Raw genomic sequence first — 13,887 nt, forward strand, 5'->3', positions numbered from 1 at the left:
TGTCCCGGCGAACCCGGAAGCCAGCCGACCCGCTCTTGACATTTGTTTGGCACCTTACATATTTGCTTGGTAGCTAGCGAATAGGTGAGGTGCGCTCCGTTGGGTGATGAACAGGAAAGCTCGAGCCGTGAGCTGATAGGAGCCTGGGCCAAGCGGTGCTACTTCGCCGGCCGGGCGGTGATGGATGCCGTGCTGCGCCCATACGATCTCGGCTCCGTCCAGTGGTACGTGCTGTACCAGCTCGCCACCGGCGGGCCGACCATGCAGCGCGATCTCGTGCGATTGCTCAAGATCGAGCGAGCGACAATGACCGGCATCGTCGCGACGCTGGTGCGCAAGGGCCTGGTGGAGCAGGAGCCCGACCGGATCGACCAGCGGCAGAAGCTTCTCCGCATGACGGCCGCCGGCGCGAAGCTCTGGGGCGAGCTGCCCGATCTCGGCTTCATTCGCTCGGCGGCGTTCGACAGCATCGACGCCGCCGACATCGCGATCGCGGTCAGGGTTCTCCAGACCGCGACAGAGCGGCTCGAAACTCTTCTCCAGAAAGGAACCTATCCATGACCGTGCTGGTGACCGGCGTAACCGGGCTGGTCGGATCTCGTCTCCTCCCGCGCCTCGTCGAAGCCGGGATGAAATGCCGCGGGCTCATGCGCGACGGGAAACAGGCGCCCGCCGGCGTGAGCACCATCGCGGCGGATCTCTTCGATCCCGACTCACTGATCGAAGCGATGGAGGGCGTATCGGCGATCATCCACCTCGCCGCGGTCTTTCGCACGCCCGATACCGATCTGATCTGGAAGAGCAACCTCGAAGGCACGCGCAACCTCATCGCCGCGGCGAAAGCGCGGGCGCCAGACGCGCGCTTCATCCTGGCCAGCACGTCCAATATCTATGACGCCGACAGCCCCCGCCCCGGCCGCGAAGAGGATGCGGCCAACCCGCAACAGGCCTATCCTGCGAGCAAACTCGCGGCCGAGAACGCGTTGCGCGCATGCGGGCTGAACTGGTCGATCCAGCGTTTCGGCTTCGTCTATGGCGACGGGGACGGACATCTGGAAGAGCTGCCGCGACTTGTTGCGAGCTTAAAGATGCATCCTGCCCAGCGGATGAGCCTGGTTCACCATCGCGACATCGCCACCGCCATGAAGCTGGCGCTGACCGGCGCGATGGATGGGCGCATCGTCAATATCGCCGACGAGGCGCCCACCTCGATCTATGAGCTTGTCGGGCTGGTGGGGGGAACGATGGAACCGTCCTCCGCGCCGCTCGACACTCCATGGCGCCTGCATATGGATGTCTCGCTTGCCCGCCATCTTGGTTTCCAGCCCGTCGTCCGGACCGTCCATCAGGCTGTGCAGGAAAAGCTGATGTGATCCCTGTCGCGCAAAGCCGGTCGCGGGCGGGTCGACCCGGCGGCCCCAAGGCGACGCACACGTTGGGAGGCGATCGGGCCGCTCCTCCCTGTGCATATCGAGAAAGTCGCTCCAGGCGGAAACGCAGGGAGCGCGCGCCTCGAAACGTGATCAGGCAGCTACACGGCCCGGAGCCCGGTCAGGAAATCAGGAAGTTGCTGGTGGCGAGGTCGGCGACATTGGCGTTCTGCAGCACGATGCCGTCGCTGCCGTCCCAGATCACCACGTCGGTGCCGTTCTGGAACGCGGCCGTCAGCGCCGCGTCGATCGAGGAGAAGATCGCGCTGTCGAACACCACCCGATCCTGCGCCACGTTCCAGTCGACGAAATAATCCACTCCGCCGCCTTCCTCGAGGACCGCGTAATCGTAGCCGGCACCGCCATAATAGGCGTCGGTGCCCTTGCCGCCGGTCATGTAGTCGTTGCCGTCCTCGCCGAACAGCCGGTCGCTGCCGTCATGCCCATACAGGCTGTCCGAGCCGCCGCCGCCATAGAGGTTGTTGTTCAGCCCGTTGCCGGCGACGATGTTGTCCTTGCCGTTGCCACCGGCATCGGTGGCACTGCCGAACAGCACAATGTTCTCGAAATCATTGTCGAGGCCGCGATTGACCGAGGTCCACAACGTGTCTGTGCCCTCGTTCGGCGCCTCGTAGACCACGTCGGCGAGACTGTCGACGATATAGGTGTCGTTACCCTTGCCGCCGGTCATCTTGTCGGCGCCGGCGCCGCCATCGAGATGGTCGTTGCCGGAGAAGCCATAGAGCTGGTCGTTGCCGCCGCCGCCGTTCAGCACGTTGTTGGCGATGTTGCCGCGCAGCGTGTCGTTGCCTTGGCCGGCGATCACATTCTCGATCAGCGAGGCCGGATTGTCGTTGTAGAGAAGCGCATTATAGACATTCCCGTGCACATAACGGAGTTCACCCGGCACGGGCCAGCTTTCGCTGATGAGCCCACGCTGGGCCTGGGAGAACAGGCTCCACGCACCCGGCGCGAGGTCGATCGACATGTCGCCGGAATAGTTCGACAGGTCGTAGGTGTCGATGCCGCCGCCATCCCACACGGTCATGAAGATCTTGTTGGTCGGTGGAGCAGTGAACGAATTGTCGCCGTTGACGATGATCTGTCCGGTTATGGGGCTCCACTGATAGAAGGTGTCGCCAGCATTGGTGGAATAGTCGGCACCGTACAGCCGTTGCAGTGCCTGGATGTCGAGCGGCATGAACGTCTGGGGCATCCCCAATGAACTTATCGTGGTATAAGGGGTCTTTCCTGTGAAGATCGGGCCGCCGACATAGGGGCGCTGGCTCATTACCGAAAATTCGAACGAATCGTGGTTGGCCGGCACGGCGACGTCGGCCACCCCACCAGCCTGAGAGGCCGACTTCAACCCCAAGGCCGCGCCAATGGCCTTCATATAGAGGAAATTGTCGAATTCGGCCGCGGAGAAGAAGTGCCTCTGCCCGGAAACACCATTATTGCTGCGGATTCCGACGAAGGTCGCCTCGCCGGACTCTCCAGGTGCGTTGGTTTTGTAGAGATCGGTGGTGGTCACATCCCTGAATTTGAGAACGCCCGGCAGGTAATGCCGCACACCCTCGCCGTCGATGAATGGCTCCCGGTAGGAAATTTGCGCATTCACCAGCGAGTCGACGCTGCCATAGGTGGTCATGGTCACCGGCAGACCATCAACGGGCGTTTCGCTGTACTCTCCAGCCAGCAGTCCCCCCAGCACGAAACGATCCGCCCATTCGAAGCGATTGACGCCGTCGAGAAAGCTGAAGGTGATCTGTCCGGTCCAGCGCGTTCCGGCAATGAGGCCGTCAATGTCATCATTGCCGGTTGGATCGACTGTCACGGCGCCGGCCATTGCGAGCCTCATGGTGCATGGACGGCATGGTGCGCCCGTCCAGTGGTTGGTCCGGCGAAGTATAGGGCGGTCCGGATCCCAAGCCCATCAAAAAGACTTGTCGCAACGCGTCATTCTGCCGACGCCGTGCCGGCGGAACGGTGCACCTGCCTTCGACGGAGCGGATAGGCCGGCGCGGTTGCACCCGTCCGTCCATTTATCACCCCAAGAGTGGAAGCGGTGTAAATCAGCTGGTACTTCACGCGCGCCGCGCACATGTCGCGATACCACGTCACCAACTCGCCCCACGGGTCGTTGATTTTGGCAAGGCCGGACAGGAACACCACGATCGTGCCGATTTCGGTCTGACCGCCAACCACAAGATAGCCCCCAAGGGCGAGAATGGCCGCGACGCCGCCATGGGTCGCCAGATTCATCAGGAAATTCATTCCGAACTTGAGGCGATATATCGCCATGTTCGTCGAAAATACCCGGTTCACCCTGCCGGTTTGATTGCCATCGCGATCATACGCACCGCCCTCTGTCACGATGCCCGTGCTCACAGCCCGCAACAGCAGCACCCTGTCGCTGATACGGCGGTTGATCGCGGCCTGCATGATCGGAACGAAGACGAATTGCGGAATGAAGACGAAGACCATTATCAACGCCATCATCGGCTGAACATAAAGCATGTAGCCGGTTACGCTGATCAGCACGCCGGCCTGGAGCAGCGGCTCGCTGACGGCCTGTCCAACGAATCCCCCCACCGGCTCGGCCTCGTCCAGAACGATCGAAAGCTGAACGCCCTCGACGTTGCACGTCAGATCATGAGCCTGATTCCCCTCCCGGGAGCCGAATACAGCCAGGCGCAACCATCTTGTCGCCCACTCGCCGAGCCAGCTACGGTACAGGTTCAAGCCGAACTTCAACAGGCCTTCCGCTAAAGTCACGCTTATATATAGCGCGACGAGACCAAGAATAGAGCTCAACGCCCCATTCGAGAAAGCGTCATTTATAATCCGCCTTTGTATTTCGAGCGGAGCGACGTCGGCCGCCAATACCATCAGAGACATCACCACCAGCGAAAATTGATGCCATCCGCTGGTCTTCCAGACGAACCGAAACAATGAACGGGGCATGAGGCACCTCGCGTCCCAGGCTTGTGAGCCGAAACAGGCCCGCGGAAAAAAAACGCGCGCGTCCGAGACGGCACCTGCTCAACCCGCGGCGGCGTTCTCGTAGATGATCGCCCCTTGTCCAAAGACATGACCAGCCATGATGCCGCGCCCCTCATGGTCACGCATTGATGCGGCTCAAACCACGGCGTGGCAAACGCGCCCGTGCGACGATGGCCGGAATGCCGGCGAGATCCTCGCGGCAGCCGGCCGGCGGTGCCCCCGTCATGCAGAACGGACTGCGGCAGCCGGGAAGGGCGTTCGAAGAACCGGGCGCAGTTCGCGATTTCGTTGCAGAAACCTGGCGAGGCGGCCAGTCCTTCGTGCGGAAGGGCGACATTCGCGCTAGTGTTCGCACCAACTCGGTTCGCTGATGGAAATGCGCTGCAGGTGGCGACCGGCCCGCTTGGTGAAAGCGGCCCGTTCATCGATACGGTCGCAACGGCGTAATAATAGGCGGCTTTCACAAGCTCACATTGCTGGCTCCCATGACAAACGACACGAAGTCCCCCTCTCTCCAGAAATGGACCGAGCGCGCCTATCACCGTGCCTGGCTTCTGGCGCAGGCGAATGGCCTGTTCGAGTTCTTCCAGCACAATTCGATCAATCCCAAGGGCGGCTTCTACGACCTTGACGATGCCGGCCGCCCTCTCGATCCCGCCGGCCAGGTCCGCCCGATTCACATCGCTGCGCGCGCCGTCCACTGCTTCGCCATCGGCACCCTGCTGGGCCGCCCCGGCGCGTCTGCCGTCGTCGATCACGGCATGCGGTACATCTGGAACCATCATCGGGACGCCAGGAATGGCGGCTATTTCTGGTCGCTGGACGACAATGGGCCTGTCGATGCCAGCAAGCAGGGCTATGGCCACGCCTTCGTTCTGCTTGCGGCGTCCTCTGCGAAGACCATCGGCCACCCGCTCGCCGACGCCATGCTTGCCGACATTACCGACATCCTGAACACCCGATTCTGGGAAGACCGGCACAACGCCATCGCCGAGGAATTCGCCGCCGACTGGCAGGCGCTCGGCCGCGACGACTACCGCGGCCAGAATTCCAACATGCATCTGACGGAGGCGCTCATGGCCGCCTTCGAGGCGACCGGCGACCAAAGCTATCTCGCCAAGGCCGAAAGCATCGCCGACCTCATCATACGTCGCATCGCCGGCAGCGTCGGCTGGCGCGTGGCCGAGCATTTCAACGCCGACTGGGACCTCGACAGGCAGTACTACCATCCAAACGAGATGTTCCGGCCCGCCGGCACCACCCCCGGCCACTGGCTGGAATGGGCGCGGCTCATCCTGCAGCTTTGGGTCCTTGGCGGGAGGAAACACGGCTGGATGCCTGTCGCGGCCAAGAATCTGTTCTTGCAAGCGATCCTGCTCGGCTGGGACGAAGAAAAGGGCGGCTTCTTCTACACGCTCGACTGGAACGACCGGCCGGACAAGCGCCACAAGCTGTGGTGGCCGGCCTGCGAAGGCGCCGGCGCGGCGCATTTCCTGAACGAGCATCTCCCCAGCGACTTCCACGAGGAATGCTACCGCAGCATCTGGGACGTGATCGAACGCGCCTTCATCGATCACGAGAATGGCGGCTGGCATGAGGAGCTGACGGAAGACCTCCTGCCCTCGCACACGCTGTTCCCCGGCAAGGGCGACATCTATCACGCCCTGCAGGCGTGCCTCATCCCGCTCTTCCCGGCAACCGGAAGCCTGACGAAGGTGATCGCCGAGGCGAACGGCAGGATCTGAGACGCGTGCGGGAACGCGCGCGGGGCGCCGGGCATCAAGTGAGCCGGCACCACCGGCTTCGGACCGGCCCGAACCCGCAGGCCTATAAGGCCGCAGCGACCGTGCCGGGCAGGATGGCCTGCGCGCTCAGCACCGCCTCGACATCGGCGCGGCGAGGCAGGTCGGCGCCACGGCGGGTGATGGTCACCGCCGCCGCCGCCGTCGCATAGGTGAGGAGGTCGCCGATCGCTTCCGCATCCAACGCCGCGATGGCGGCTTCGTCGAGCCGGCCGGTGGCCGCGAGGCGGGCGAGCAGCGCGGCGTGGAAGGTGTCGCCGGCGCCCACCGTGTCGCGCACGCGCACCGCGCGGCCGGGCACGCTCACCAAGCCGGCGGCATGGTACGCCACCGCTCCCTCGGCGCCGCGGGTGATCACCACCAGCTTCGCGCCGAGGCCGTGCCAGTAGGCGGCGGCCTCCGCCAGCGAGGTGTCGTGGCCGAAGGCGGTGCGGATGTCCTCGTCGCTCGCCTTGATGATGGTGGCGCAGCGGTAGAAGCGCTCGGCGGCGGCGCCCCAGCGCTTCATGTCGCGCACCACGGTCGGGCGCACATTGGGGTCGACGCTGATCACCCGGCGGCCCTTCTCGCGCGCCGCCAGCAGCGCATAGGCCGAGCCGACCGGCTCCACCACCATGGTGTAGGAACCGAAGGTGAGCGCGCGCACCTCGTCCGGCAGCTGCGGCGGCAGGTCTTCCGGCGCCAGCGAGCGGTCGGCCGCCGCCTCGCCGTGGAAGGAATAGCTCGGCTGCCCGTCCGGCGCGGTGGCAATGGCCGAGAGGGTGGATAGCCGGTCGGTGCGCATGATGAAGCGCGTATCGACCCCCTCGCGCTCGAGAATATCGGCGAGCAGCACGCCAAAGCGGTCGCGCGAGATGCCGCCGAGAAAGGCGGCGCGGGCGCCCTGCCGCGCAAGGCCGATGGCGACGTTGAAGGGCGAGCCGCCGGCGACGGCGCGGGCCGGCATCTCGGTGCCCTCCGGCGGGCCGACGAACAGATCGATCAGCGCTTCGCCGCAGACGAGGATCATGACACGGCTCCTTCCGGCTGGATGACGCCCTTGCGCAGGATGATGTTGCCGTAGAGCCGCCGTTCGCCCGAGGCGACAATGGCGTAGGCGGCGCGGATGCGGTCGTAGAACGGCTCGCCCGAGATCGGCACGAGATGGAAGCCGGGCTCGCGGCGATCGATGATCTGCTGGAACTCGACAAACACCGCCTCCAGCCGCCCGCAATCGCCATGGGCGCAGGGGCGGAAGGCGGCATGCTCGACCGCGGCATCGAGCGGCATGAGCGACAGCACCGCATCGAGGATCGCCGGGGCGGAATGTCCGTCCATGCGGACGAGACGCCGGGCATGGGCGTCGGCCGGGTAGTTGGCGTCGACGATGGCGATCTCGTCGCCATGCCCCATGGCCCGCAATGTCCTGAGCAGATCGGGGCCGATGAGCGGATCGATGCCCTTGAGCATGGTCTATTCCTTGAAGAGGACGTCAAAATCGCGCGCGAAGGTGGCGAGCAGCGGCAGCGCGGCGCCGCCGATGGCGCGGGCGTCGCGCCCGACCGAACCCTCCGCCACCACGGCGTCGGTAAGGCCCTGCTTGTCTATGGCGGCGAGCCGCTGGCGTGTCCGCTGCACCAGCCGGGTCCGCACATTGGCAGGAAAGGCGCCGTCGATCACGATCGCCTCGAAATCGATGACCGACAGCATGGCCGCAATGGCCTGCGCCAGGCCGTCGGCCGCCTCGTCGATCCACTCTTCCAGCGGTTCGGCGAATTTCGACCAGTCGTCCGGGGAGAGCCAGATGTCGGTTCCCGGCAGGCCGCGGGCGATCAGCCGCCGCTCCAGCCGGTAGATGGAAGCGGTGCGGATGAGCTGTTGCAGGCTGGCGGTGCCGTCCGCCTCGCGCCGCAGGATCGGCATGGAGCCGAGCGCGCCGGCATTGCCGGAGCGGCCGGGAAACAGGCTGCCGTTCAGCACGACGCCGCCGCCGATGAAGGTGCCGATATAGAGATAGGCGAAGTCGTGGAACGCCGCCCCGCGGCCGAAGGTCAGCTCGGCGGCGCAGGCGGAGGTGGCGTCGTTGCACAGGCGCACCGGCCAGCCCGGAAACAGCTGCTCCAGCTGCCGCGTGACATCGAAGGTCCTCCAGCCGGCAAGCGCGCCGGGCGGGGTTTCGAGATCGGCTTCCCAGTTCCACAGCTCGAAGGGCATGGCGACGCCGATGCCGGTGACGCGGGCGCGCTGCTCGTCGGTGAGCCCGGCGGTCAGCCGGGGAATCTCCCGTTCCGCGAAGTCCATCAGCGCCTGCGGCAGCGGATAGGCGTAGGTGAGGCGGGCGCGGGCGCGGATGCCGGCGGTGAAGTCCATCAGAACCAGATCGGAGGAGCGGCGGCCGATCATGAGCCCGAGGCCGAAGGCGCCGTCCGGATTCAGCGAGAACGGCACGGAAGGCTGGCCGATGCGCCCGCGCTGGCGCTCGCCGGCCGTCAGCAGGCCATCGGCGTGCAGCCGGTTCATGATCACGGTGGTGGTCTGGGTGGAGAGCCCGGTCAGGCGGGCGATATCGACCTTGCCGAGCGCCCGGTGCCGGCGGATCAGCGAGAGGATGACCCGCTCATTGTAGAGCCGCACGCCGGTCGGGTTGGTGCCGCGGCCGGCAGGGGAGAGCGGCACGGTTTCGTCCGGAATCGGAAAGGACGCCGTCTCCTCCATGCTCCCTGCGCTCCTCGTCGTCTTGTTCTGGCCCACCGCTTTCTCGGGCAGGTCTATCTTCGAAAGGATGGGGCAGGCAAGCTGAGCCTGTCAATTATTAAATCTGAGTGATTTATTTATTGACAGCCATGCGACGCTGCGGCTTCATGAAAGCGTCAAACAACACGTCGCGGGACAAACCTGCGCGATTTCACATCGCCCCAAGGGAGGGAAGAATGCGCCGTTCGTTCCGGCATCACCTTGTTTTCTCGGCCGTTTCCGCCGTCGCGCTCGCCAGCGCCACGCTTGCGGGCGCCGGACTTGCCGCCGCTGCCGACAAGCCGATCGTCGGCATCATCACCAAGACCAACACCAACCCCTTCTTCGTGAAGATGAAGGAGGGCGCACAGGCCAAGGCCGACGAGCTCGGCATGGAGTTGCGTTCCTTCGCCGGCAAGGTCGACGGCGACAACGACTCGCAGGTCGCGGCGGTGGAGAACCTCATCGCGGCGGGTGCCAAGGGCATCCTGATCACGCCGAGCGACTCCCGCGCCATCGTGCCCTCGATCGAGAAGGCCCGCGCCGCCGGCATCCTGGTCATCGCCCTCGACACGCAGCTCGATCCGCCCAACGCCGCCGACGCCACCTTCGCCACCGACAACTTCCTCGCCGGCGAGATGATCGGCCAATGGGCGGCCAAGGCACTGGGCGAGAAGGCCGGTTCCGCCAAGATCGCGCTGCTCGACCTGAGCGTGAACCAGGTCTCGGTGGACGTCGCCCGCGACCAGGGCTTCATGAAGGGCTTCGGCATCGATCTCGCCAATCCGGCGGTGATCGGCGACGAGAAGGACAAGCGCATTGTCGGCCACGACACCACCCTCGGCAATGAGGAAGGCGGCCGCAAGGCGATGGAGAACCTGCTCCAGAAGGACCCCGAGGTGTCGGTGGTCTACACGATCAACGAGCCGGCGGCGGCCGGCGCCTATGAGGCGCTGAAGTCGGTCGGCCGCGACAAGGATGTGCTGATCGTGTCGGTCGACGGTGGCTGCCCGGGCGTGCGCAACGTCGCCGACGGCGTCATCGGCGCCACCTCCATGCAGTTCCCGCTGCTGATGGCGTCCAAGGGCATCGAGGCGGTGAAGGCGTTTGCCGACACCGGCGTCAAGCCGCAGAACACCCCCGGCCTCGACTTCGTGAACACCGGTGTCGAGCTCGTCACCGACAAGCCTGTGACCGGCATCAAGTCGATCCCGTCCTCGGAAGCGCTGAAGAAGTGCTGGGGCTGACCGCTCTCCGCGCCGTCCCCCGGGCGGCGCGGCGGGCCTGACAGGGTGCCGCCCCGGCGGCACGGATCGTCCATGTGAATCAACCGAGAGGCTCCCGCGGGGTGCCTCTCCCGGCCACGTGCGTCGCCAGCGCGAGGCCGGTCTGCGGGAGGGTATGGCGATGACCGATGTGAGCAGTTCCGGCGCGAAGCCTTCGGGCCACCCGGCGATGCAGGCTTTCGAGCAGGTGCTCGAAAAGCGCGAGAGCCGTGTTGCCGAATTCGATGTCGCGCCCAAATCGCCGCTTCAGCGCGTGCAGCATTTCCTGCACGCCAACCCGACCGCGGTGCCGGCCATCGTGCTGGCGCTCGGCATCCTCGGCTTCAGCCTGATCGTCGGCAGCCGTTTCCTGTCGTCCTTCAACCTGTCGCTGATCATCCAGCAGGTGACGATCATCGGCATCATCGGCATCGCCCAGACGCTGATCGTCATCACCGCCGGCATCGATCTGTCGGTCGGCGCCATCATGGTGCTGTGCTCGGTGGTGATGGGCAAGCTGGCGGTCACCATGGGCGTGCCCGCCCCGCTCGCCTTCATGATGGGCATCATGGTCGGCGGCGGCTGCGGCGCCATCAACGGCGTGCTGGTGACGCGGCTGCGGCTGCCGCCCTTCATCGTCACGCTCGGCACCTGGTCGATCTTCTTCGCGCTGAACCTGTGGTACTCGGCCTCGGAGACCATCCGCTCGCAGGATGTCGCCAAGGCGGCGCCGTTCCTGCAGTTCCTCGGCACGCCGGTGGACGTGCTGGGCGCGCGCTTCACCTATGGCTCCTTCTTCATGCTGGGGCTGATCGCGCTGGTCTGGTACGTGCTGAACCGCACCGCCTTCGGCCGCCACCTCTATGCGGTGGGCGACGATCCGGCAGCCGCCGAGCTCGCCGGCATCCGCACCCGCAAGGTGCTGTTCACCGTCTATGTCGCGGCGGGCGTCATCTGCGCGCTGGGCGCCTGGGCGCTGATCGGCCGCATCGGCTCGGTGAGCCCGCAGGCCGGCCAGACGGCCAATCTCGACAGCATCACCGCGGTGGTGATCGGCGGCGCCAGCCTGTTCGGCGGACGCGGCTCGATCATCGGCACCCTCATCGGCGCGCTCATCGTCGGCGTGTTCCGCAACGGCCTGGCGCTCTCCGGCGTCGACGTGCTGTGGCAGGAATTCACCGTCGGCATCCTCATCATCGTCGCGGTCGCCCTCGACCAGTGGATCCGCAAGGTGTCGGCATGAGCACCAACGCCACTCTCACGGAGCTGAAGACCATGTCCAAGCCCGCCGCTTCCCTCACCCCCGTCCTGTCGGCGCGCGGTCTCGTGAAGCGCTATGGCCGGGTCACCGCCATGGATCGCGCCGATTTCGATCTCTATCCCGGCGAGATCCTGGCGGTGATCGGCGACAATGGCGCCGGCAAGTCCTCGCTGATCAAGGCGCTGTCCGGCGCGCTGATCCCCGACGACGGCGAGATCCGGCTCGACGGCGAGGTGACGAAGTTCGGCTCGCCGATGGACGCCCAGCGCGCCGGCATCGAGACGGTGCACCAGTCGCTGGCGCTCTCCCCGAGCCTGTCGATCGCCGACAACATGTTCCTCGGCCGCGAGATGCGCCGGCCGGGCATGCTCGGCTCGGTGTTCCGCATGCTGGACCGGCCGGCAATGCAGAAGATCGCTCGCGACAAGCTCAGCGAGCTCGGACTGATGACGGTGCAGAGCATCAACCAGCCGGTGGAGACGCTGTCGGGCGGCCAGCGGCAGGGCGTGGCGGTGGCGCGCGCCGCCGCCTTCGGCTCGCGCGTGGTCATCATGGACGAGCCGACCGCGGCGCTCGGCGTCAAGGAATCGCGCCGGGTGCTGGAACTGATCCTCGACGTGCGCTCGCGTGGCCTGCCGATCGTGCTGATCAGCCACAACATGCCGCATGTGTTCGAGATCGCCGACCGCATCCACATCCACCGGCTCGGCCGCCGGCTCTGCGTCATCAACCCGAAGGACTACACCATGTCCGACGCGGTGGCCTTCATGACCGGGGCCAAGGCCCCGGCGGAGGAGCTGGCCGCCTAGGACGGGACGGGCACGGAGAGCGCCTTCCCGCCGACCTGCCGTTGCAGCCGATCGAAAAGAGTTTCGGGGGGCGGTAACCTCCCCGTCCCCCGAGATCGTGGGCCGTCTCCCGCCGACCCGCGTGGTGCCGCCGACCCGCTCGCGTCCAAGCGGGTCGGCGGATTTTTTCCAGCTTTCTCGTCCGAGCCCAACGCATGGCTCCGGCGCGGATTTCGCAGTTCTGCGATGCTGCGCCGCACACTATTCTCCCGATGTTTGCTGCTGTGCAGCATGAACATTCGGGAGAACCATCGTGCAGATCGCTCAGATCGGCATCGCCCTGCGGACGGCCTTCGCTCGGCACCTCGTCTACAAGCGGGTCGCGGCCGAGCTTGCGGCTCATACCGACCGCCAGTTGGCCGATTTCGGCCTCGCCCGTCGCGACATCCCCGCCTTTGCCCGGCAGGCGGCTGGCAAAGCGGCGGCCGGCAAAGCGGTGGGCGCCACCCCGGCGGCCGCGCGGCAGCCGCATCTGCACGTCGTGCACGCCGGCTAAGACTGTTCTGCGCGGCGGGCGGCGCGGTTTTCCGGAGCCTTGAAGATCGCGGTCGCGCGCCGTCCCCGGCGGCAGGGTCGGGACTTCTGGTGGCCACGGCCCGATCGGTCCGGCCGTCCGCCCGCCGGAACATCCTCCTCCCGCGCGAAGCGCCCCTAACGCGTCGCCGGTGAAATCGGGATCGACCGCCGCTGAACCGAAGGGCGCGTCACAGCTCGAGGTCGAGCAGGGCCTGGCGCATGACGGCGGGATCGGCATCGATGCCGGTCCAGTATTTGATCCCGATCACCCCCTGCCCCACCAGCATGGCGAGCCCATCCACCGTCCGGCAGCCGCGCGCCTGCGCGGCTTTCAGAAGTCGCGTCAGCGGCGGGTTATGGATGCCGTCGGCGACCACCATGGCCGGCATCAGCGTGTCCGTGTCGAGGTCGAGGGTTTCCCCCACCTTGGGGAAGAGCCCGATGGAGGTGGCGTTGATGACGATGTCCGTGCCCTCCGGCACCTTGAACGGCCCCTCCCAGGCGATGTAGTCGGCCTTGGCCCCGGTACGGGCATTGAGAAGCTCCGCCACCTCCTCGCCGCGCGCGCGGCCGCGATTGACCACGCGGATGCGGGCGGCTCCGGCCAGCGCCAGCTCGACGCCGACCGCCCGTGCCGCGCCGCCGGCCCCGAACAGCACGACCGACGTGCCGGCTGGATCGATCACCTCGGAAAGCGCCTTCACGAAGCCCTTGCCGTCGGTGTTCTCGCCGATCAGCTCGTGCCCCCGGCGCACGATGGTGTTCACCGCGCCGATGATCTTCGCCGAGGCGCCGAGACCATCGAGATGCTCGATCACCGCCACCTTGTGCGGGATCGAGCAGTTGAATCCGCGCCAGCCCATCGCCCGCGCGCCACGCACCGCATCGCCCAGCGCCTCCGGCGCGACCTCGCAATTAATGTAGCGCCAGTCGAGCCCGTGATGGCGATAGGCGGCCTCCACCATGGCGACGGTCGGGTTCTCCGCCGCTGGCATGGCGAAGGATCCGGTGAGCGGCTGCAGGAAGTTGTGGGGCATCGCAAAGCTC

13 protein-coding genes are annotated in these 13,887 nt (G+C 66.1%); 7 read left to right on the forward strand and 6 right to left on the reverse strand.

Going from position 1 to position 13,887, the window contains the following annotated elements; all coding sequences use genetic code 11:
• The first annotated feature begins 180 nt into the window (after positions 1-180).
• The gene (locus J2X65_RS02695) at positions 181-561 is read left to right on the forward strand and encodes a MarR family winged helix-turn-helix transcriptional regulator (protein WP_404977661.1); all 381 of its coding nucleotides are present in this window, start codon (positions 181-183) and stop codon (positions 559-561) included.
• Positions 558-1,373 carry an NAD(P)-dependent oxidoreductase gene (locus tag J2X65_RS02700; RefSeq protein WP_310197638.1) on the forward strand — a complete coding sequence of 272 codons (816 nt, stop codon included), beginning with the start codon at positions 558-560 and terminating at the stop codon, positions 1,371-1,373. Before J2X65_RS02695 ends, J2X65_RS02700 begins: the two co-directional genes overlap by 4 nt.
• A 178-nt stretch (positions 1,374-1,551) precedes the next feature.
• Here J2X65_RS02700 and J2X65_RS02705 read toward each other — a convergent pair whose 3' ends face one another.
• Positions 1,552-3,279: a M10 family metallopeptidase C-terminal domain-containing protein gene (locus J2X65_RS02705; protein ID WP_310197640.1), complete on the reverse strand. Its 1,728-nt coding sequence runs from the start codon at positions 3,277-3,279 to the stop codon at positions 1,552-1,554.
• A gap of 110 nt (positions 3,280-3,389) precedes the next feature.
• Positions 3,390-4,397 (reverse strand): ABC transporter transmembrane domain-containing protein, encoded by a 1,008-nt coding sequence (locus tag J2X65_RS02710; protein ID WP_310197642.1) that lies wholly within the window; start codon positions 4,395-4,397, stop codon positions 3,390-3,392.
• A gap of 524 nt (positions 4,398-4,921) precedes the next feature.
• Here J2X65_RS02710 and J2X65_RS02715 point away from each other — a divergent pair.
• Positions 4,922-6,181, forward strand: a complete 1,260-nt coding sequence (locus tag J2X65_RS02715) for an AGE family epimerase/isomerase (RefSeq protein ID WP_310197644.1) — start codon at positions 4,922-4,924, stop codon at positions 6,179-6,181.
• A gap of 82 nt (positions 6,182-6,263) precedes the next feature.
• On the opposite strand, the gene J2X65_RS02720 is transcribed toward J2X65_RS02715, so the two are convergent.
• Genes J2X65_RS02720 through J2X65_RS02730 form a run of 3 tightly spaced genes read right to left on the reverse strand, consistent with a single transcriptional unit; the run spans position 6,264 to position 8,932 of the window.
• A complete protein-coding gene (locus J2X65_RS02720) occupies positions 6,264-7,247 on the reverse strand; it encodes a carbohydrate kinase (RefSeq protein WP_310197646.1) in 984 nt (327 codons plus the stop codon).
• Entirely contained in the window at positions 7,244-7,687 is a 444-nt protein-coding gene (locus J2X65_RS02725; protein ID WP_310197650.1) for an RbsD/FucU domain-containing protein, read from the reverse strand. Before J2X65_RS02725 ends, J2X65_RS02720 begins: the two co-directional genes overlap by 4 nt.
• Positions 7,688-7,690: 3 nt before the next feature.
• A complete protein-coding gene (locus J2X65_RS02730) occupies positions 7,691-8,932 on the reverse strand; it encodes an ROK family transcriptional regulator (protein WP_310197652.1) in 1,242 nt (413 codons plus the stop codon).
• A 215-nt stretch (positions 8,933-9,147) separates the two neighbouring features.
• Here J2X65_RS02730 and J2X65_RS02735 point away from each other — a divergent pair, with 215 nt between their 5' ends.
• The 4 genes from J2X65_RS02735 to J2X65_RS02750 all read left to right on the forward strand — a co-directional run bounded on the left by J2X65_RS02735 (position 9,148) and on the right by J2X65_RS02750 (position 12,820).
• Positions 9,148-10,197 carry a sugar ABC transporter substrate-binding protein gene (locus J2X65_RS02735; protein WP_310197656.1) on the forward strand — a complete coding sequence of 350 codons (1,050 nt, stop codon included), beginning with the start codon at positions 9,148-9,150 and terminating at the stop codon, positions 10,195-10,197.
• Between the two features lie 160 nt (positions 10,198-10,357).
• Positions 10,358-11,458 carry an ABC transporter permease gene (locus J2X65_RS02740; protein ID WP_310197659.1) on the forward strand — a complete coding sequence of 367 codons (1,101 nt, stop codon included), beginning with the start codon at positions 10,358-10,360 and terminating at the stop codon, positions 11,456-11,458.
• Between the two features lie 32 nt (positions 11,459-11,490).
• Positions 11,491-12,285: an ATP-binding cassette domain-containing protein gene (locus tag J2X65_RS02745; protein WP_310198539.1), complete on the forward strand. Its 795-nt coding sequence runs from the start codon at positions 11,491-11,493 to the stop codon at positions 12,283-12,285.
• 292 nt (positions 12,286-12,577) lie between these two features.
• Entirely contained in the window at positions 12,578-12,820 is a 243-nt protein-coding gene (locus tag J2X65_RS02750; RefSeq protein WP_310197662.1) for a DUF1127 domain-containing protein, read from the forward strand.
• A 208-nt stretch (positions 12,821-13,028) separates the two neighbouring features.
• On the opposite strand, the gene J2X65_RS02755 is transcribed toward J2X65_RS02750, so the two are convergent.
• The gene (locus J2X65_RS02755; protein ID WP_310197665.1) at positions 13,029-13,877 is read right to left on the reverse strand and encodes a shikimate dehydrogenase; all 849 of its coding nucleotides are present in this window, start codon (positions 13,875-13,877) and stop codon (positions 13,029-13,031) included.
• Positions 13,878-13,887 lie beyond the last annotated feature (10 nt).

It is taken from the genome of Ancylobacter sp. 3268 (genome assembly GCF_031456575.1).
GTDB lineage: Bacteria > Pseudomonadota > Alphaproteobacteria > Rhizobiales > Xanthobacteraceae > Ancylobacter.